Origin of the sequence: Nitrosomonas sp. (genome assembly GCF_022842015.1) — a bacterium.
GTDB lineage: Bacteria > Pseudomonadota > Gammaproteobacteria > Burkholderiales > Nitrosomonadaceae > Nitrosomonas.
In genome coordinates this window covers 1-20,453 of the sequence record NZ_JALHQJ010000059.1, presented here as the reverse complement: position 1 = coordinate 20,453, position 20,453 = coordinate 1, and the positions used below count along the sequence as shown (strand labels likewise).

Annotated in this window: 21 protein-coding genes and 1 pseudogene; 16 read left to right on the top strand and 6 right to left on the bottom strand. The window is 43.4% G+C overall.

Translation table 11 applies throughout. The features are described 5' to 3' along the window. Positions 1–344 precede the first annotated feature (344 nt). The 4 genes from traJ to traF are packed head-to-tail and all read left to right on the top strand — an operon-like array spanning position 345 to position 4,782. Positions 345–725 carry a conjugal transfer transcriptional regulator TraJ gene (traJ, locus tag Q0C11_RS11160; RefSeq protein ID WP_293007978.1) on the top strand — a complete coding sequence of 127 codons (381 nt, stop codon included), beginning with the start codon at positions 345–347 and terminating at the stop codon, positions 723–725. Between the two features lie 39 nt (positions 726–764). After that, positions 765–2,366, top strand: a complete 1,602-nt coding sequence (traI, locus tag Q0C11_RS11155; protein WP_293007976.1) for a TraI/MobA(P) family conjugative relaxase — start codon at positions 765–767, stop codon at positions 2,364–2,366. Then, positions 2,363–4,243, top strand: a complete 1,881-nt coding sequence (locus tag Q0C11_RS11150; RefSeq protein ID WP_293007974.1) for a type IV secretory system conjugative DNA transfer family protein — start codon at positions 2,363–2,365, stop codon at positions 4,241–4,243. The genes traI and Q0C11_RS11150 overlap by 4 nt, the downstream gene beginning before the upstream one ends. Continuing rightward, on the top strand, positions 4,240–4,782 hold the full coding sequence (gene traF / locus Q0C11_RS11145; protein WP_293007972.1) for a conjugative transfer signal peptidase TraF: 543 nt from the start codon (positions 4,240–4,242) through the stop codon (positions 4,780–4,782). The genes Q0C11_RS11150 and traF overlap by 4 nt, the downstream gene beginning before the upstream one ends. A gap of 111 nt (positions 4,783–4,893) precedes the next feature. Here traF and Q0C11_RS11140 read toward each other — a convergent pair whose 3' ends face one another. Together Q0C11_RS11140 and Q0C11_RS11135 are read right to left on the bottom strand one after the other, a co-directional pair. Beyond that, a complete protein-coding gene (locus tag Q0C11_RS11140; protein ID WP_293007970.1) occupies positions 4,894–5,151 on the bottom strand; it encodes a type II toxin-antitoxin system RelE/ParE family toxin in 258 nt (85 codons plus the stop codon). Then, on the bottom strand, positions 5,144–5,410 hold the full coding sequence (locus Q0C11_RS11135; protein WP_293007968.1) for a type II toxin-antitoxin system ParD family antitoxin: 267 nt from the start codon (positions 5,408–5,410) through the stop codon (positions 5,144–5,146). The genes Q0C11_RS11140 and Q0C11_RS11135 overlap by 8 nt, the downstream gene beginning before the upstream one ends. A 187-nt stretch (positions 5,411–5,597) precedes the next feature. On the opposite strand from Q0C11_RS11135, the gene Q0C11_RS11130 reads away from it, so the two are divergent. Further along, on the top strand, positions 5,598–6,371 hold the full coding sequence (locus tag Q0C11_RS11130; protein ID WP_293007966.1) for a nuclease-related domain-containing protein: 774 nt from the start codon (positions 5,598–5,600) through the stop codon (positions 6,369–6,371). Between the two features lie 46 nt (positions 6,372–6,417). Here Q0C11_RS11130 and Q0C11_RS11125 read toward each other — a convergent pair whose 3' ends face one another. Continuing rightward, positions 6,418–6,603, bottom strand: coding sequence for a hypothetical protein (locus Q0C11_RS11125; RefSeq protein WP_293007964.1), 186 nt, complete (start codon positions 6,601–6,603; stop codon positions 6,418–6,420). Positions 6,604–6,739: 136 nt separating this feature from the next. Here Q0C11_RS11125 and Q0C11_RS11120 point away from each other — a divergent pair, with 136 nt between their 5' ends. The 10 genes from Q0C11_RS11120 (at position 6,740) to Q0C11_RS11075 (ending at position 18,481) form a co-directional block, all read left to right on the top strand. Then, the gene (locus Q0C11_RS11120) at positions 6,740–8,251 is read left to right on the top strand and encodes a type I restriction-modification system subunit M (protein WP_293007962.1); all 1,512 of its coding nucleotides are present in this window, start codon (positions 6,740–6,742) and stop codon (positions 8,249–8,251) included. Continuing rightward, complete coding sequence (locus tag Q0C11_RS11115; protein ID WP_293007960.1) at positions 8,238–9,398, top strand: restriction endonuclease subunit S; 1,161 nt, start codon at positions 8,238–8,240, stop codon at positions 9,396–9,398. The genes Q0C11_RS11120 and Q0C11_RS11115 overlap by 14 nt, the downstream gene beginning before the upstream one ends. Further along, on the top strand, positions 9,385–10,674 hold the full coding sequence (locus tag Q0C11_RS11110; protein ID WP_293007958.1) for a nucleotidyltransferase: 1,290 nt from the start codon (positions 9,385–9,387) through the stop codon (positions 10,672–10,674). The genes Q0C11_RS11115 and Q0C11_RS11110 overlap by 14 nt, the downstream gene beginning before the upstream one ends. A 9-nt stretch (positions 10,675–10,683) precedes the next feature. Continuing rightward, entirely contained in the window at positions 10,684–11,298 is a 615-nt protein-coding gene (locus Q0C11_RS11105) for an SLATT domain-containing protein (RefSeq protein ID WP_293007956.1), read from the top strand. A 2-nt stretch (positions 11,299–11,300) separates the two neighbouring features. Next, entirely contained in the window at positions 11,301–14,495 is a 3,195-nt protein-coding gene (locus Q0C11_RS11100; protein ID WP_293007954.1) for a type I restriction endonuclease subunit R, read from the top strand. A gap of 5 nt (positions 14,496–14,500) precedes the next feature. Further along, the gene (locus tag Q0C11_RS11095; protein WP_293007952.1) at positions 14,501–15,274 is read left to right on the top strand and encodes a M48 family metallopeptidase; all 774 of its coding nucleotides are present in this window, start codon (positions 14,501–14,503) and stop codon (positions 15,272–15,274) included. Positions 15,275–15,429: 155 nt separating this feature from the next. Continuing rightward, a complete protein-coding gene (locus tag Q0C11_RS11090; protein WP_293007950.1) occupies positions 15,430–15,879 on the top strand; it encodes a S24 family peptidase in 450 nt (149 codons plus the stop codon). A gap of 100 nt (positions 15,880–15,979) precedes the next feature. Beyond that, entirely contained in the window at positions 15,980–16,426 is a 447-nt protein-coding gene (locus tag Q0C11_RS11085) for a TIR domain-containing protein (RefSeq protein ID WP_293007948.1), read from the top strand. Positions 16,427–16,526: 100 nt separating this feature from the next. Then, the gene (locus Q0C11_RS11080; protein ID WP_293007946.1) at positions 16,527–17,747 is read left to right on the top strand and encodes a toll/interleukin-1 receptor domain-containing protein; all 1,221 of its coding nucleotides are present in this window, start codon (positions 16,527–16,529) and stop codon (positions 17,745–17,747) included. Next, positions 17,744–18,481, top strand: a complete 738-nt coding sequence (locus tag Q0C11_RS11075) for a hypothetical protein (protein WP_293007944.1) — start codon at positions 17,744–17,746, stop codon at positions 18,479–18,481. Before Q0C11_RS11080 ends, Q0C11_RS11075 begins: the two co-directional genes overlap by 4 nt. A gap of 303 nt (positions 18,482–18,784) precedes the next feature. Here the strand turns inward: Q0C11_RS11075 and Q0C11_RS11070 are convergent, their stop codons facing one another. From Q0C11_RS11070 to Q0C11_RS11060, 3 genes and pseudogenes are all read right to left on the bottom strand, one after another. After that, a complete protein-coding gene (locus Q0C11_RS11070; RefSeq protein WP_292920178.1) occupies positions 18,785–19,021 on the bottom strand; it encodes a thioredoxin family protein in 237 nt (78 codons plus the stop codon). 331 nt (positions 19,022–19,352) lie between these two features. Then, positions 19,353–19,880 carry a hypothetical protein gene (locus tag Q0C11_RS11065; protein ID WP_293007942.1) on the bottom strand — a complete coding sequence of 176 codons (528 nt, stop codon included), beginning with the start codon at positions 19,878–19,880 and terminating at the stop codon, positions 19,353–19,355. Beyond that, positions 19,858–20,268, bottom strand: a pseudogene (locus Q0C11_RS11060) (IS3 family transposase); the annotation flags it as partial. The pseudogene Q0C11_RS11060 and the gene Q0C11_RS11065, both read right to left, overlap by 23 nt. A 53-nt stretch (positions 20,269–20,321) precedes the next feature. Here Q0C11_RS11060 and Q0C11_RS14710 point away from each other — a divergent pair. Next, the coding region (locus Q0C11_RS14710; RefSeq protein WP_367273752.1) for a transposase at positions 20,322–20,453 on the top strand (132 nt) is incomplete at its 3' end.

The following is a 20,453-nucleotide window of genomic DNA, read 5'->3' as shown; positions in this document are numbered from 1 at the left end:
AATTGTTTCATGAGCAAATCATACAACCAATTATTCAATAATCTATCCAATTATTAGCCAATAATGCAGTAGATATCCACTGTATAACAGGTATATAAGAATTAAACAAATATTAAATCGAGAACTGTCATCTCAAATTATACAACTACAAACTTAAATAATAATGCATAATCTAGTATATAGAGACATAACATAGGGCAGGATATATGATGTTAGCCAACAGATAAATCTGTCATCCAGCATCACAACGATCTTATTCGCACGATGTGCTCAACGATAATCCTGCTCTGCGAGGCAAGGGCAGAAAAGAGCGGCAGCAAGGGCAAAAGCAGAGACAAAAACCAATGGCAGAAACAGAAACCAAAACCAAACCGAAAACAAAAAGAAAATACAAACTCCACCTAAGGGTGCCGGTTGAGGTGGAGGAGGGTGAAGTCATCAAAGACCAAGCCGAGAAATGTGGCCTCAGCGCTGCGGAGTATTTAAGAAAGTTAGGTTTGGGCTATGAGCCCACCAGCATTGTCGATAACCAAAAAGTGAGTGAGCTGGCAAAGATCAACGGTGATTTGGGTAGGCTAGGGGGGTTATTAAAGTTGTGGTTAAGCGATGATCGACGATCGGCGCACTTTGACAAGAAAACGATCAATGGTTTGTTAAAAGATATCGAAAAAACGCGCACACAGATGACGGAAATCATGATGAAAGTCATCCACTCCAAAAAGTAAGCACTTACCACTTATGAGATATCGATTAAATAAAATAATATGATCGCAAAACACATTCCAATTAATTCCCTGCGCAAAAGCAATTTTGCCGGACTGGTGAATTACATTGTTGATCCACAAAATAAGACTGAGCGCATCGGTATGGTGCGAGCGGTTAATTGCTACTCAGATCGTCCGGACTGCGTGATTGCGGAAGTATTGAATACCCAGCAGATGAATATGCGCGCGACTTCTGACAAAACTTATCATCTGGTTGTGAGTTTCCGGGATGATGACTTATCTGAAGCAATCTTACAAAAAATAGAGGATCAACTCTGTGAAGGTCTTGGGTTTGGTGAACACCAAAGGCTCAGTGTGGTGCATCATGACACCGATCATCTGCATATTCATATTGCGATCAATAAAATTCATCCGGAAAGACTTACGATCCATAACCCGCATTATGACTATTCAATGATTGCGGAACTGTGTGAAAAACTCGAACAGGATTATGGATTAACCCCTGACAATCACGAAACCATCAAACGCGGTGCGCAGGGCCGGTCATCCAATATTGAATTCAAGGCTGGCGTGGAAAGTCTGATCGGCTGGATGCAGCAGGAATGCCTGCAACAGATGCAATCTGCGACAAATTGGAGTGAATTACACCAGGTGTTAACCGATCATGGTCTGGAATTGCGTGAGCGGGGCAATGGATTTGTCTTTGTCTCGGGCAATGGGATTGGGGTTAAAGCCAGTTCAGTTGACCGAAGCTTATCAAAAGCTAGTCTGGTTAAGAAGCTCGGGGATTATGTCGGACTTGATGGCACACCAAGCATAAATAGAACAAACAAATCCTCGTCAAAGCAATATGAACCCAAACCCCTGCGTAACAAGCATGATACCGCCCAACTTTATGCGCAATACAAAAAAGAACAAAATGAAGCGGCAATCTCTGGTGCGCAGCAATGGAAGCTGTTGCGGGATAAAAAGCATGAAGCAATAGAATCCGCGCAAACCAAATCCAGGCTTAAACGGCTGCTGATTAAAAACGTTACGGCCGGCAGATTATCAAAAAAGATTATGTACGCGTCGGTTAATCAGGACTTAAAGCTGCGCATTGAAGCGATTAAAAAAGACTATGCCGCTGCCTATCAAGATTCTAAGGCTAAAAACAGAAGAATGGACTGGCTAAGCTGGCTGGTGAAGGAATCCCGGTTGGGAAATCAGGAGGCATTGGAGATATTACGCGCCAGAAAAGAGGGTAGGGTGCCGGAAAACCAGGTGACTGGGGTACAAAAGCATGCAGACTCAGCGAAGGCAGATGTCATTGAGACAATTACCCGAACGGGCACGATTATTTGCACGATCGGATCGACAGCGATTCGGGATGGTGGTAACGGGCTCGTGATTATGGCCGGTGCGGCCCGAGACAAAATAGCGGGCGTATTACAAGCGGCCATAAAGCAGTACGGTAACAAGCTGACTATTAATGGGTCGGAATCTTTTCGTAAAAAAGTGGTTCAGGTTGCGATGGATGCCAATCTGGATGTGACGTTTGATGAACAGGATCATTCGGGCAATCATTCGGTAAAACCGCATGTTCCTTTAAAGACTATCCGATCAACGCATCAAGGGAAAGGGAAAGGGCGGTCACGATGAACATTTCAAACCATAATTCTGGAGGCCCTATGGAAAAAGGGGCACCACAGGGGAACAACCGGCTGGTTCAGATGATGGCGGTTTTCTTCATGCTCGGTGGAATGCAGGCTGCAACGCAATTTTTTGCCTACCGATTCCAGTATCAACCGCAGCTGGGTGCGCACTTTAATCATATTTATGCGCCCTGGTCGATTATTGAATGGGCGGATCAATGGTATTTCAAGTATCCGGACATCTTTGATCAGTCGATGAGTATGGGTGTGCTGGTTTCGGGTGTCGGGCTGCTTCTGACACTGGTTGTGAGAGTGGTTATAGATAATTCGGCGCGGCCGAACAGTAGCTTACATGGTTCAGCGCGTTGGGCGAGCTTGACCGATATCCAGGCAGCCCGATTGTTGCCCAGGAAGAACTCGTTTTTTAAAAAGCTATTTACCAAGAAATCCCCGCAGAATGATTTTGTCTATGTGGGAGCATGGCAGGATGATCGAGGCGTTACGCATTATCTGAAGCACAATGGGGCGGAACATGTTTTATGTTATGCGCCGACTCGCTCGGGCAAAGGTGTCGGTCTGGTGATTCCGACACTGCTTTCATGGGGACAAAGTGCCGTTATTACCGATCTGAAGGGTGAGCTTTGGTCAGTTACAGCGGGTTGGAGAATGCAGCATGCGGGAAATAAAGTGATTCGTTTTGATCCTGCATCGCCCAAAGGGAGCGCCTATTGGAATCCATTGGATGAAATTCGCATGCAGGATGGGTTTGAAGTGGGTGATGTACAGAATCTTGCGACCTTAATGGTTGATCCGGATGGCCGGGGATTAAATGATCACTGGCAGAAAACCAGTCAGGCGTTACTGGTGGGTGTGATTCTGCATGTTTTGTATCGATCAAGAAATGAAGGTACTGCCGCTACCTTACCTTATGTTGACGCCATACTTTCCGATCCTGAGCGCGATATCGGTGAGTTATGGATGGAAATGGCCACCTATCCCCATGTCAACGGACAGAACCATCCGGTCGTAGGCTCCACGGCACGCGATATGCTGGATCGGCCGGGTGAAGAAGCAGGGTCGGTATTATCGAGCGCCAAATCATATTTAACCCTGTACCGCGATCCGCTGGTAGCCAAAAATATCAGCCGTTCGGACTTTAGCATCCGTGATTTGATGCACCATGAGCATCCTGTGAGTTTATACATTGTGACGCAGCCCAATGACAAGACGCGGTTGCGGCCGCTGGTGCGGATCATGGCGAACATGATTGTACGCAAACTGGCCGATCGGCTGGAATTTGAGAAGGGGCAGCCGGTTGCGCATTATAAGCACCGGCTGTTGTTGATGCTGGATGAGTTTCCTAGTCTTGGAAAGTTGGAAATATTCCAGGAATCCCTGGCGTATATTGCTGGTTACGGTATTAAAGCTTATCTAGTCTGTCAGGACATCAATCAGCTTAAAAGTCGTGAAACCGGATACGGCCACGATGAAGCGATCAGTTCCAATTGCCATATTCAAAATGCTTTTCCGCCCAATCGGATTGAGACAGCGGAGCATTTATCCAAACTGGCCGGGCAAACCACCGTCATCAAAGAGCAGATCACGACCAGCGGGAGACGGGTAGGGATGATGCATGGCAATGTAACTCGAACCATGCAGGAAATTCAGCGTCCATTACTCACACCGGATGAATGTTTACGCATGCTGGGTCCGGAAAAGGATGAAAACGGCAAGATTACCAAGCCAGGTGACATGATCATTTATGTGGCCGGTTATCCGGCCATATACGGCAAGCAGCCGTTGTATTTCCATGACCCTGTGTTTGCGGCACGGGCGGCGATTGCTGCGCCTCTTTATAGTGACAAAATCGTCAAATCCTCATGAAAAAAGGACTCCATATCCTGGCGGGCATTGTTTTGTTTGTTAGTGCGGTTATATTTCTATCGGCTGCCGTTTTGCGGTTCAGTGGTATTTATTACAATAATACGCCGAGCTTTCCAGTGGGATTTTACAAGATCATCGATGAACCGGTAGGGCGCGGCGCGTATGTTTCCTTTTGTCCGCCGCAGAATGAGGTTTTTGATGTGGCTATGATGCGAAACACCATCAGCGCAGGAAACTGTCCGGGTGGGTATGGGATGTTATTGAAGCGTGTTTTTGCGCAAGCGGGGGACAGGGTTTCTATTGATAGGGCAGGGATTGTTGTTAATGGTAAATTAATGCCCAACAGTGCGCAGATCAGCGCGGATGGTGATGGTCATGAAATGCCGCAATATCGTTTAAAAGAGAAGGTGTTGAATGATTTTGAATATCTACTGATGTCCGATGTCAATCCGAATTCATTTGATGCGCGGTATTTTGGGTTGATTGCGCATGCGCAGATTCGGCATGTGGTTGAGCCGGTTTTTACTTGGGGTGATTAACTTGTTGAGGAAACAATGAGGTGTAAATAAATATTTTTGGCGTAAAAAATACCGGCTGTTCGTTCATTCATACGGCTTCTTCTTCGAACGCTTTTGATGGGTCTTGTCGGCCTAATATTCGCACAATGATAATCTCGGTCTGATCAATACGGTATAAATTGAATGAGCACCGCACACGCTACGTCTATATCCGCTATAGATGTGGTCAACGGCGGCATATCGTAAAGGGTGCGCCGCTAATTGCGAAAATCTCTTTTTGAGTTGTTCGCGGTATCTATCGGACTGTGCAATTCCGAAATGTTCATCACCATATTGGGCAATTTCTATCAAATCTTCCTCAGCGGCTCCTGTAAGGCGATACTCAGGCATGTGTATTCTTGTGCCGGGCTCTTGCCTCTTCCCAGATTTCTTCGACGCTGCGGTTAGAAAACCCGCTCTGCTCGCCCTTGATGAGCGCAGCTCGAATAGCTGCAATTTCTTCTGGAGTTTCTTGTTCGCGGATTTGCCGTTCGCGGATCAATTCACGGATAACTTCGCTTTCATTGCCGAAATGCCCCGTTTTGATCTGTGCCTTGATCCAGCTATCTTGCTGGTTGGTAACTGAAATGCTTTTTTTAACCATTGGCATTTTTACTCTCCAGTAAACATGTAAATAATCATACTTAGTAGTATATTTTACTACATATTTTTGGCCTTGCCACATTAAGCGAGATCATCGATACATCCGATATAGACACAGAACAATAGTTACTAAAGTTTTATGGATTTGAGCCGATACCAAAGTCGCGAAACTTTATTAATTTGTGGGGATTTAAGTGGCCTCTTCAAAATCACCTCTCAAATCAAAACCGCTTAGAAATCCAGGTGAGTCCGCCAATGAAGCACTCCAGGATCTATGGATGGGAAAGATTCTTTCATATTTCCTAATGGCGGGGCTTTTTGTGGCACTTGCTGCGCTTGAATCGTTGCGCTGGTATATCGAAGCTCCTATAAACCCTGTGCTCTTTATTATATGTGCCGCGATTGCTGTAACCGTTGCAGTCTGGAAGATTCGAGATGAAATCAAGAAATCAAAATGCTTGGCCTTGGGCAGGGATGGCGAGAAGGCAGTAGGGCAGTTTCTTGAAGGATTAAGAGAATCTGGCGCGAAAGTATTTCACGACATACCGGGCGTGGGCTTTAATATTGATCATGTTGTAATTCATTCAACCGGTATTTATGTCATTGAAACCAAGACTTACTCTAAGCCAGTGCGAGGCGACGCCAGACTGATTTATGACGGTGAAACTGTAACTGCAAATGGTTTTAAGCCGGAGCGCAATGCGATTATCCAGGTTCGTGCTGCGAGTCAGTGGTTAGTGGATCTTGTGCAGGAATCCACCGGAATGAAGTTTCCCGTCCGTGCAGCAGTCGTCTATCCCGGTTGGTTTATAGAATCTACAGCAAAAGCAAAGCTCAGTGATGTCTGGGCCCTAAACCCAAAAGCATTGCCATCTTTCATCTTGAATAGCAAGGTCACGCTTAAAGCCGAAGAAGTTCAACTCTGCGCCTACCATCTGGGTCGGTACGTGCGGTCAAGTAACAAGTGAGTCTTAACTTTTCTAAACCATATTGCGGGCAATTTTCAGTAATAAGCTAAGATTTGGCTTTTGTCTCTTTTTTCGCTTTTCTGATCATTTCGAGAAGCTCTGAATTTGCTGCTGCTTGTAGTCTTTCCTCCGAATTAAGCTTTGCTCTTAATGCGGGATCAAAGCGCCCATTAACCCAATTAGCAGGGTTTTCTTCTGGAAAATCCTCGAAATAATCAGACCAATCTCCCATTCTAACTAATCCTTTATTTTTTGATAAATAATATGACCGCTAACTAGTTATTAAACGTACTAAAATGACAATCCTTTAGGTTCCTAAACGAATCATTAGACCAGATTTTAGAGCATTACACTGAAAAGGAAGACGCATGAGCACGAAAATCAATCAGGACGAAATCAACAGCGTACTTTGGAAGGCTTGCGATACCTTCCGGGGCGCGGTCGATGCATCAGAATATAAAAACTATATTCTGGTCATGCTGTTCGTGAAATATATCTCTGATGTCTGGCAGGAACACTACCAGTCCTTAAAAGAAAAGCACGGTAATGATGAAGAGATGATCTTGCGTCGTATGCAACGTGAGCGATTTGTTTTACCGGAAGGATGCAGTTTTTTAGATCTTTATAACCAGCGTAACGAGTCCAATATTGGCGAAATCATCAATATTGCTTTGGAACATATTGAAGAAACCAATAAACAAAAGCTTTCCGGTGTATTCAGAAATATTGATTTTAACTCTGAGGCTAATCTAGGTCAGACCAAAGATCGTAATGGCCGCTTAAAGCATTTATTAGAAGATTTTAATGATACTCGTCTTGATTTAAGCCCTTCCCGCGTTGGTAATTTAGATGTGATTGGGAATGCTTATGAATATCTGATTGCAAAATTTGCTGCTGGTGCGGGTAAAAAAGCTGGGGAATTCTACACGCCTGCCGAGGTTTCAGAACTCATTGCCGAATTGGTCAATCCCCAAGCGGGTGAGCGTATTTCTGACCCTGCCTGTGGTTCTGGATCTTTGCTGATTAAATGCGGCAATCAGCTTTTAAAAAAAGGAACAAAAGACTTTGCCTTGTACGGTCAGGAAATTACTGGTTCCACTTGGGCATTGGCAAAAATGAATATGTTTTTGCATGGCATGGACAATGCCAGGATTGAATGGGGCGATACCATCCGCAGTCCCAAACTCATTGAAGACGACAGCACCATGAAATTTGAAGTAGTGGTTGCCAATCCTCCGTTTTCTCTTGACAAATGGGGATATGGCACAGCAGGGAATGACCCCTATAAACGCTTCCATCGTGGCCTACCGCCTAGAACCAAAGGTGATTATGCGTTTATTTCGCATATGATCGAAACCACTACTAAAGACTCTGGGCGAGTTGGTGTAGTGGTGCCGCATGGCGTGCTATTCCGTGGCTCCAGTGAAGGCAAAATTCGCCAGCAACTTATTGAGGAAAACTTGCTCGATGCGGTAATAGGTCTGCCTTCCAATCTGTTTTATGGCACCGGCATTCCGGCGGCGGTACTGGTATTCAAACGTAATAAATCGGATAACAATGTGATGTTCATTGATGCCAGCCGGGAATATGGAGATGGCAAAAACCAGAACAAGCTACGGCAATCGGACATTGATAAGATCGTGGCGACCTATCAGGCACGAGAAGGCGTTGATAAATATGCTTATCTGGCAAGTTTCGACGAAATCAAGGAGAACGATTTTAACCTCAATATTCCGCGTTATGTCGATACCTTCGAGGAAGAGGAAGAGATTGATATTGACGGTGTTCAGGCGGAAATACTCCAACTTGAAACTGAGTTGGTAGAAGTGAAGCAGGAAATGGCTGGGTATCTGAAGGAGCTTGGCTATGCACGTGCCTGATGGATGGGAGCAAAAAAAACTCGGAAGTGTGGCGGAGCTGCAGCGTGGCTTTGATTTGCCTTCATCAAAAAGAATTAAAGGCTGTGTGCCAGTAATATCTTCGGGTGGTGTGTCTGGCTTTCATGACGAAGCAAAAGTTAAAGCTCCGGGGATAGTGACTGGTCGATATGGATCCATTGGCGATGTATTTTTTATTGAAGTGGATTTCTGGCCTTTGAATACTGCGCTGTGGGTGAAAGATTTTCATGGTAACGATCCGAAATATCTATATTACCTCCTAAACAAAATTGATTATAAGAAGTTCAGTGATAAAACGGGCGTGCCCGGGATTAATCGAAATGATTTGCATGCCATTAAAATGCCTGTTCCACCACCCCCTGAACAACATAGAATCGCCCAGATACTCACCACCTGGGACAAAGCCATTGAAAAACTGAAATGCCTAATAACCGCCAAACAAAAGCGCAAAAAAGCTTTGATGCAGCAGCTTCTGACTGGAAAGAAGCGGTTTGCTGGGTTTGATGGAGAATTTATGGAATACAGATTAGAACAGCTTTGCCTTTTTAAAAGAGGAAAAGGCCTATCAAAAGAGAAGCTAAGCTCTGAGGGACAATATAAATGCATTCTTTATGGCGAGCTTTATACTAAATATGGTGAGGTTATTACTAATGTACTGAGCAGAACAAACGATACCGATTCAATAAAATCTGTGTCCGGAGATATTCTTATTCCTTCTTCAACAACAACATCTGGAATTGATCTGGCGAATGCGACTGCATTACTAGAAGATGATGTCTTGCTAGGTGGAGACATAAACATCCTTCGGCCAGACATTAGTAAAGTTTGTTCTGAATTTCTTTCTTACTTGCTTACACACATTAAAAAACATCAATTAGCTTCTAGGGCTCAAGGAATTACGATTATTCATCTCTATGGCTCCGATTTGAAACCACTCCTGGTGAAACTTCCTGACATTAAAGAGCAACAAAAAATCGCCGCCATCCTCTTTGTCGCCGACAAAGAAATCGAAAGCCACCAAACCCAATTTTCTGCTTTAAAACAGCAAAAAAAAGGCTTGATGCAGCAACTCTTAACTGGCAAGCGGAGAGTTCAATTAGAAAAGGAGGCTGAAAATGTCAGTGTCTGAGATGTTTCAACAATTTTTGGACAATCTCAAGATCGATAACTCTGCGCAAATTAGTTTGCGCTATGAGGAAATCACTGCATGTTTGAATAAAAAATTTAGAGATACAGAATCGAAAGCAGCAAATAACTTGCAAGTTGGCTCGTATGGTCGTTGGACTGCGATTAAGGGCATTTCTGATTTAGATATGCTTTATATCATGCCCAAAGGAAAATGGGATGATTATAAGGATGGCAAACAATCACAACTGTTAACTGATACAAAAGATGCCATTAAGGCCAGATACCCTAATACGACTGTCTATATCGATCGTCTTGTTGTTAGGGTGCTCTATACAAACTTCCATGTGGAAGTTCAGCCAGTTTTCGAACAGGATGATGAAAGTTTCAAATACCCTGATACCTATTGCGGTGGAAGCTGGAAAATAACCAAACCCCGTGAAGAAATAAATGCAATGTCAGAGTTTGTTACACAAAAAAACAAAAATCTTCGACGACTTTGCAAAATGGCCAGAGCTTGGAAAAACAAGCATGGCATTGGAATGAGCGGCCTATTGATTGATACATTGGCGTACAATTTTTTAAAATCGACAAATAATTACGACAACAAAAGCTACCTTTATTACAACCATCTGAGTCTTGATTTTTTTAAATACCTAGCTAACCAAGAGAACCAAGATTATTACGCTGCGTTAGGAAGTGGTCAGAGAGTTAAAGTTGAACAAAAGTTCCAGCGAAAAGCCCAAAAGGCGCATGACTTATGTTTAAAAGCCATTGAAGCAAAAACTTTCGACAATGTTAATGATAGATGGAAAAAGGTCTACGGACGGCCATTTCCGGCCAAACTAACAGAAGCAAGAGATTACTCCATCAAAGCAACTCAAAATTGGAAAAATACTGAACAATTCATCGAAGACAAATATCCAGTAGATATTAAATATGACCTAAAAATAGGCTGTGAGGTTTCTCGGAATGGTTTTCGTCAACACTTTCTGACAGAGATGCTAGCTAAAAGGATACCGCTACTTGCAAAGAGAGAGCTGTTATTCACTATAAATAAAGTAAGCGTTCCTGAACCTTATTCAATTGAGTGGAAAGTTCTCAATAGAGGTGAAGAGGCAAAGAAACGGAATTGTGTTCGCGGGCAAATTTTCAGTGATGGCGGTCGCCACAGCAGAAGGGAGTCGACGAATTTCGTAGGAAATCATATTGTCGAGTGTTATGCAATCAAAGATGGTGTGGTCGTCGCCAAAGATAGGATTGATGTGCCAATCAGATAGGATTAAACAATGGAAAGAAATGATCTTCTAAAAAATATTGCTGAGACGGCATATAACGTTGGTTTTGGAGCGAAAAAAAACTTTGCCACCTATGACATCGTTGATAAATTTCCTGGTTTTATCGGATTCTTTTCAATGGCGGTTGGGGTATTTGGCTTAATTATCGATGATTTATCCAGCAAATCTCTCTCGGCAACTTTTATTGTTCTTGGTATTTTAGGTCTTTATATAACTTTCTACGACTCAAAGAAATCAGAATATGCAGCTGCAGGTACTCAACTTATTCAAATTTTTAACGAACTCAAACATCTTTATTTTTGCGCAAAATCAGCTCAACCCGGAGAGCTAGAAAACTTTGAAAACAAGTTAATTAAGCTGGAGGAAAGATACTTTGAGCTATCTATTACTAAACAAATTATGTTCAGTGATTGGTACGCTCACTATAAATTTTTCTGGCAACATCAAATAGACTGGATTAATGAACAGCTAAACTTTAGTCTTCTCCGAGACAAAATACCGTTATCGCTTTCATTTAGTGTTTTTATTATGATCACAATATTTGTTGGAAGCTGTTTTAACGGAGAGATTGCTGAGTTTACGCATAAATTCTTTGAGAAACGTTAATCATGGCAGCGTATGATTACCTGGAAGATTTATCCTCTTTACTGCCTGCCCTCACTTTGCTGGATAAACTGGGTTACCGCTATCTCACACCTTCAGAAAATCTAGCCTTACGAGGTGGCAGAACCTCCAAATTGATCTTTGAAAGCGTTTTGAAGGAACAGCTTCAGAAGTTCAACACCATCACCTTCAAAGGCAAACAATACCCTTTCAATGACGGCAATATCCAGAAAGCCGTGCAGGCCTTGGCAGGTACTCCTTTTGATAGTCTGATGAATACCAGTGAGCAGGTTTATGATCTGCTCACCTTGGGTAAAAGCCTGGAACAGACCATTGACGGCTATACCAAAAGTTTTTCCCTGCATTACATCGACTGGAAGCACCCAGAAAATAATATCTATCACGTATGTGACGAATTTGTGCTGGAGCGCCGCAACAGCAAGCTGACCCGAAGACCGGATATTGTCCTGTTTGTGAACGGCATTCCCCTGGCGGTAATTGAATGTAAACGGCCAGATCTTAAAAATGCGGTTGAAGAAGGCATCAGCCAGCATTTGCGCAATCAGCGCAGCGATGAAATTCCGGAATTGTTCACCTATTCACAAATCCTGTTATCAGTCAGCCAGAATAAAGCCCAGTATGGCACAACCGGCACACCCTCCAAGTTTTGGGCAATCTGGAAGGAAGAAAACAAGGATGAACATGAAAAGCAGTTACATGAATTGGTTAATATGCCCGCCAGTACTGAATTCAAAGCCCGCCTCTTTACTGAGCGCGATGAACGGCAGCGCCGGTATATGGAAACAGTCTGGCAATCTGGTGAGCGCCATCCCTCTCCGCAGGACAAAGCACTTCATAGCCTACTTAAGCCCGAGCGATTGTTAGAGCTGATCTATCAATACATTGTCTTTGATAATAAAGAAAAGAAGATCTGTCGATACCAACAATATTTTGCTGTTGCAGCAACGATTGAGCGGATCGCACACAGAAAAGGCGATAGCCAAAGACCAGGCGGAGTTATCTGGCATACAACTGGTTCTGGCAAGTCTTTAACCATGGTTATGTTAGCCAAAGCACTTGCATTAGCTCCTGAGATTCTCAATCCCAAGATTGTTCTGGTTACAGACCGGGTTGATCTGGATGATCAGATTTATAAAACCTTCCATGCCTGTGGCAAAGATGTAGTACAGGCCAAAAGTGGCGAACATTTAATTGACCTGATCGCCCATAACAAAGCCAACATCATCACCACGATTATTGATAAGTTTGAATCGGCCAGCCGTAAACGCAAAATCAGCGATGAAAGCAGCAATATCTTTGTCTTGGTCGATGAATCCCATCGCTCTCAATATGGCGTATCACATGCCAAAATGCAAAATGTCTTTCCGAATGCCTGCTATATCGGTTTTACCGGCACGCCCTTACTCAAGAAGGAAAAAGCCACTGCTACGAAATTCGGCGGCTTTATTCATAAATACACCATGAATCAGGCAGTAGCCGATGGCGCTGTCACGCCTTTACTTTATGAAGGCCGGATGAGCGAGCTGCATGGCGATCAAGCCCAAATTGATAAATGGTTTGAGCGTATTACCAAAGACCTGACCAATGAACAGAAAGCGGATTTGAAGAATAAATTTCGCCGTGAAGAAGAACTAAGTAAAGCCGAACAGCGTTTAGGTGAGATTGCCTATGATATTGGTCAGCATTTCAAGAATAATTTCAGAAACACTGGAAAGAAAGGCCAGTTTGCTGTTTCCAGCAAAGCAATGGCTTTGCGCTATAAAAAATATTTTGATGAGTTTGGCGATGTAACGGCGGAAGTGGTGATTTCGCCACCAGATACACGGGAAGGTAATAAAACGGTCGATGAAGATACCCTGGAAGAAGTGCAAGTCTTTTGGAAATCGATGATGGCCAGATATGGCAGTGATGAAAAATACCAGCAAAGCATCATCAATGCCTTTAAATACTCCCCTGATGATCCAGAAATACTCATTGTGGTGGATAAGCTGCTCACTGGATTTGATGCCCCCAGAAACAGCGTGCTTTATCTGGATAAGCGCTTGAAGGAGCATAGCATCCTACAAGCCATTGCCCGTGTAAACCGCTTGTTTGAAGGCAAGGATTATGGCCTGATTATTGATTACCGGGGAATTTTTGGCGAACTGAATGACGCCATTGATACTTATGCGGCACTTGAAAACGAAGGATTTGATCCAGAAGATATCGAAGGCACGCTGACCGATATTTCCGAAGAAATTAAGTTGTTGCCGCAACGTCACACCAATGTTTGGGAAGTATTCAAAGAGGTTGAAAATCAGAAAGATTTGGAAGCCATGCAACGCCATTTGGAACCGGAAGATCGGCGCCAGCGTTTTTATGAAGCATTAGCTTTGTTTGCTAAAACCCTACAATTGGCGCTGGCCAATGCCAGGTTTCAGGATGAAACACCGGAAAACAAAATTGCCCATTATAAGGATGATCTGAAACATTTCTTAAATCTCCGCCAGGCCGTAAAACAACGCTATGGCGAAGCGGTTGATTATTCATCCTATGAAAAACAAATTCGCAATATGGTGAATAAATATATTGGGGCTGATGCAGTCAAACAACTGATCGAGCCTGTCAATGTATTTGCCATCGACGAATTTGAAAAAGAAATTGAATCCATTGACGGTGATGCTGCTAAGGCTGATGCCATTGCCTCACGGGTTAAGAAAACCATCACTGAAAAGATGGAAGAAGATCCTGCCTTGTATAAACGCTTGTCTGAGCTAATTGATGAAGCCATAGCCGAACATCGGGCAAAACGGCTTTCTGATATGGAATATCTGGAGAGAGTTCGCAGGACTTTGAATGAGTTACGTGGAAATGAAAGTTCTGATCTTCCAGATATTTTAAATCATCGTGATGAGGCCAAGGCCTACTATGGTGTTATTCAAGCGCCGATGTCTGGTTTTAGTGTGCCAGGTTATTCGCCTGATAATCTTGCAGCAGAAACCGCCGTGCGGTTAGAAGACATTATCCGCGACCATAAAATCCGTGACTGGACTAAGAACCAAGACGTCAAAAATCTGATGATGAACGAGATTGAAGATTATCTCTACAGTCTTAAAGGCCGTTATGAATTGGCAATGGGTATGGACATGATTGAGCAAATTACCTGTCAAGTGATGGCAATCGCTGAGCGTCGTGGGTGATTGGCATGATGAACAGTTATTTGATGATGAAAGAGAATAATGAAAAAGAAAACCAAGACAAGCAACGTTCTGTTTTCTTTGGTCAAACAGAAATTATCTATGTCGTTAATTTCTGTGAACGAACGACATTAGCCATTCATGTTTATCCGGATGGTAAAGTGATGGTCGATGCACCCATCTCAGCCAATGAGCAAGCTATTGCGGGCAAAGTAAAGAAAAGAGCGCCCTGGATATTTAAGCAAAAATTGAAGTTTGAATCATATCCTCCAGCTCTTTCTCAACGGCAATACGTTTCTGGAGAAACACACCGTTATTTAGGGCGACAATACCGGCTGAAGGTGGTTGAAGGAAAGAATGAGAGCGTCAAACTTTTGCATGGCCATTTATTCATAGAATCAAACAATCCAGAAAACCGATCGCGTGTAAAAGCGCTTTTGCAGCAATGGTATCGCTTGAGAGCCAGAGTGGTATTTTCAGAACGTTATGATTTCTGCACTCAGGAAGTCGCTAAAGTTGGTATTGAGCATGGTCAAAGCATCCAGCTTCGTTTTATGCCTAAACGGTGGGGAAGCTGTACAGGTAAAGGCAATATTATTCTGAACCCCGAACTGATAGCGGCTCCGAAAGATTGTATTGATTATGTGATCACACATGAGCTTTGCCATTTGAAAGAATCTAATCACAGCCAGGCATTTTATAAACTGCTAACCACTGTGATGAAGGATTGGGAGTTGAGACGGAAACGGCTCAATGAAATGGTTGAGGTCAGATTTGTTTGAAAGGGAATTTACTCATTAACAGAGTGGCGCATGCCACGCCGTACATTCTTACTACTATCCACCTGGGTTTGAGGGATTTTGTGAGTATATTTGACAGTGACATATAAGGCGTTCTTGAATATCGTACATTTATCTATTGTGGAATTATTCAAGCTATGTCAAATCGTGGTGGGAAAAGAGAAAACGCAGGTAGGCCGCGCGACCAAGGTAAATATGGTGAACCAACGGTTGCCCTGCGCGTGCCGGAAAGTCAGAGGGCTATCATTAAAGAATTTCTGGGTGCGTATCAGCAAAAAAGAGCAGGAGCGGATCATGAAGCGCCGAATGTGGATGAGTTTTTAATTCCTGCCATCAGCGATCAGCCAACCCGGCTGCCGCTTTTTTCTACCAAAGTCGCTGCAGGTTTTCCAAGTCCGGCGGATGATTATATCGAGAAACGCCTCGATGTCAGTGAATTCTTAATTGATCATGCTGCATCGACCTTCTTCGTTACGATCAAGAGAGATTCGCTGATTGATGTAGGTTTGTTCCCGGGTGACAAAGTGGTGGTAGATAGATCAAAGATACCCAGTATCTGTGATATTGTGCTTGCTAAGTTGCTGTAGCATCGTTGCTTTCGAGAAAGATTAAGCATACACTTTACAAAGTGGTATATGATCGACATAAATATCTTTCAACCGAAGCATTGTTCATTATGGGGGGGCTGTGGCACGACGTGTTTTTTTTAGTTTTCACTACCAACGAGATATTTGGAGAATTAACCAAATACGCAATATTCCAAATGTAATTGGATGTGCTGCAGCAGGATTCCAAGATGCCTCATTGTGGGAAGAGGTAAAAAAAATGGGGGATGCAGCAATAAAGAAACTCATTGATGATGGCCTCAATAATACCGGCGTATCCGTAGTATTTATTGGTGAGAAATCTGCGGGGCGTAAGTACATAAATTACGAGATTGAGCAATCAATCCAGCGTGGTAATGGAATTATTGGTGTCCGGATTCACCACCTTAAAGATAAAAATGGGAATGTTGATTCTGAGGGAGCCGTACCCGCAAAACTTGCAGCGCACGGAGTCAAGATCTACAAATATGTCAACCATGAAAAATTGGCCGAGTGGATTGAAACTGCAGCAAAGGCAGCTGGCAAATAACAAATTGTTACGCGCACACTTTTCTGCTGAGAGCGCGCGAAATGTCAACAAAGAGAGCACCGCCATCACAATAATTCATTTGGTAAATTGATCATTAAAAATGATAGTTATCCTTTATCAAAACAATTGCGAGCAAATAGCGAAGGAATCTGAATCTAAACTGCGCACAGCCTTCGTTGACCATGTAAAAATTGTACTGATCCCCGCCATTTTAGCGACTTCTTGGCCCGTGGAAGTTTCGTGGGACGATCTATTGGTTGTGCTATATGAAGGCAATGATTTTCCTGCGGCCGGCAATTTGTTTATCGGGGAATATATACATCAAAGACAGGGCGCGGCGATGCTCCTTCCAGTCGCGGTTGATCCGAGCTTTTCCAAGCCCCCTGAAGGCGCCGCCGCGATCAAGTCTCTGCCATATGGCCTTGATGCGCGTGGTACAAACGATAAACTAGTAAATCGCGTTGGAGGGATGCTGGGTCTTCGTTTGCAAGGCCGCGATAGCAAAATATTCATTTCCTATCGTGCGACTGATGGATTGGCAATCGCAAAACAACTCTACAACCACTTGAAAGAGTTAGGACATCAGCCTTGGCTTGATGAGGCTAAGGAACTGGACGCCGAAACTAAAATTCTTCCTGGCACTCCTGTTCAGGATGAAATTGACAAGGCGTTAAGCCATGCTAATTTAGTCTTGCTGTTGGATACACCATCTGCAAACTCTTCAACCTGGATTAAGCATGAAGTGGATACCGCAGATGCTATGCTGCTTCCTATTCTGCCTATTTGCTTTCGCGAAGCTGGAGATTCTAAAATCGGCCCTCGATTTCAGTCGCTTCTTGCCCTGCAACGTTGGGTTTCGATTCAAATGCCTACAGCGGTTGCAAGCCCGCCTCTTGAAGATAGCCAACTCGACAATATTGTGCATGAGGTTGAAACGTACCTTTGTGAGATTTTTAGGCGTAAATGTCGCGTCCCGTTTATCGTCAGAGATCAGTTTGTCTCCAATGGTTTTGGTTGGGAAGAGCTCGACAAGCGTCGACTGATGTTCAAGTCAACCAAAACCGGCAAACGCCTGCTAACCAAAGTACTTAGTCATTGCTCAATTTTTGATCAGGTTTATGCTCCTTCAATAACGCTATTCCGCAAATTTCTCAATCAGGCTGGGCATTCAAACTATTCGTTATTTATCTATGACGGTGACCTGCTATCAAATGTACAACTTAATGAGCTTGTAACCCAAGACGACTCAGTAATCATTCTGCATCATCAGGAGCTTAAGGCACTTATGGGTTCGAATTTTACCGTCTTAGGAACGACATGAATGTGACGCGATTGGACATTTCGTTGAGGCAATATGAAATTGGCCTCTCAGGTGCAATCCCTGATCGTAATGACTGGTCAGAAATGGCAATGGATCGTGGGATACTGGAGTTCGTTGCGCTGTTCAGCGGAATTGTCTTCAAATATGGAGGGCGGATCATACATGGCTGCCACCCTACATTCACTCCTATAATTCTTAGGCAGGCACGTCTGCAGGCCGGTGATCGTACAAGAAAGCCAGTAACATTAATAATGTCTGACTTGTGGGCGCGGGATATGGACCTTGCTGACATTGAATCTATGACTGACGTTGCCGAGTTTGTGACCACTGAGAAGATTGGAAATGGGGGAGTGGAAGATGTATATACACGAAATAAAAGCCTAACAGCAATGCGGCGAGTTCTAATTGATGCTCAAAATGTAATGGTTGCAGTTGGTGGCAAGTTGCATAGTGCTGATGGCAAGATACCTGGGGTAGGCGAAGAGATGGCACTTGCCGAGGAAAAAGGGATCCCACGATTCTTGGTTGGAGGACTGGGCGGATTTGCCCAAGAACTTGTAAAGGACTTAACGCCATCCTCTCTCAATAACTTTCTGCCTCATGAGGAAAGTGTAGAGCTCTTTGGTACTCGTGACATCACTGCGTGCGTGAGTATACTATTCGAACACTTGGCGCGATCCGAACCGCTCACACAATACATACAACTGCTCAAACAGAATCCTGAGAGAACATAAAGAAGTGGGGTGTATTTTTTTCAAATCAGGCTGCCATTTTCGACATTGTCATACGCCTTTCCGCGCTTTTCTTGATCGTCAACTTCAGATCACGCACTGACAGAAGACTCGAACATACCAAAAATGCTTCTTTGTAAAGAATTGATTATAAGTGCCATTATATTTATCATTTAACATAATAAAGATTATCGGCAATAGTTAAATTTATTTCAATCTATTGATTATTAATGATATCCGAATATTCGGCCGTTTGGTTTGTAGTGTGCACAAACGATATTTGACACACTACCTGTAACAAAAAGCTTATTTCAAAGCTTCGATGCCTGCACCAAAGTTGATGTGAAATGGTGTGCCATCCAAAACCAAAGCAGGAACAGATTTAACCCCAGCGGATTCAGCTTCAGTCAAACGTGATTTATCAGTACCAAGATGAACGGATTCAACTTCATATTTTTCTGGATCAAGCGCGTTGGCAACATTTTGTTCTGCCTGAACGCAAACAGGACATCCTGCATGGTAGAAAATTGCTTTGCTTTTCATTAACGTATATCTCCAATAAGTTACTGCTTCAAATTGTTGTCACAGCAGGCTCGAAATTATAGGGTAAAAAGTTTGGAAAGTGCTAAATATTACCCAGGAAATCAGAATCCTGTGCATTTTTGTCCGTAAATATACAGTATCTTGTTTTTAACCTATTTTTGAGCAATTTAGCTCAATAAAACGAGTGAATAAACCTATATTCTGATCAAAATAGCTTATTTCCCTATCTGTTTAAGAAAAATGACCTATATGATAATAAATCATATTAGTTACTCTAAATCCAATATTTTATATTCTAAGCGTATATTTACGGACAATAATGCACAGCACTCTAAAATGACCACTCTCGCCATCCTCCTAGCAGCGGGAAATACAAGCCCAAACGAATGGGTCTTTCTTCCATTTTGCTCATGATAACTGCGTAACGTTCCAACTGTTGACGATAGCGCTCCTGCTCACGATCGAGAAACTCATCGACACCGCCACCGGTATGGGCGCCTGTCTTGAAATCGATGATCCAGCGTGTGCCATGCTCATCCACGAATGTCCGATCGATAACCATGTGGTCTATACCGCCGTCTCGTTTGCCACTCAAAGCCAGCTCACAGTCTGCCTTTTCGTGCAGGCCACTCAAAATCCATCGACCTCGCTCGTCTTCTAATGCAGCCTGCAGAGCCGCATCTATCTCTTCAAGCGCAACCTTGATGCGTCCCACCGGCACTCCCAAGCGTGCCAGCATTTTACGACCAATCTGCTCGAAACGGCGCAAGTCGCCCGATTCAACATGGTCAATACCAACCGTCTGATATGTGCTGTCAAAAATGGAGTCCATCGGTTTAAGCAACAAGCAGATTTGCATAGTATTGCTGCGTAAATTGTGCTGGTGACAAATAGCCCAGCCTTTTCTGTTTTCTCTGCCGGTTATAGAAGATTTCTATATATTCGGTAATCTCCTGAATGGCTTGTTGTCGTGTTTTGAATCTTCTATGATGCACCAGCTCGGTTTTAAGTATCCCCCAGAAGCTTTCCATCGGTGCATTATCATAGCAATCACCCTTACGACTCATGGAAGCAATCATGCCAAATTGTTGCAATACATTCTGGTAATCATGTGCACAGTATTGGCTGCCGCGATCTGAGTGAGCAATGAGTCCTTTGTCCGGATGTTTTTTCGCTGTTGCACGAAATAATGCCTGTATAACCAGGCTCCTGGTCATTCTCTCATTCATGGCATAGTGTAATGATTCAATTAAACCGGACACTTTAAAAGGCAGATTTATAATGTCTTAACGAGGTGACGATGAATACAAATAAAATAAAACGATGTAAACCGAAATACACATTAGAATTTAAGCAGGATGCTGCCAGATTAGTTTTAGAAAAAGGCTATACCCATCAACAAGCGGCGGATAATCTAGGGATATCACTTAGT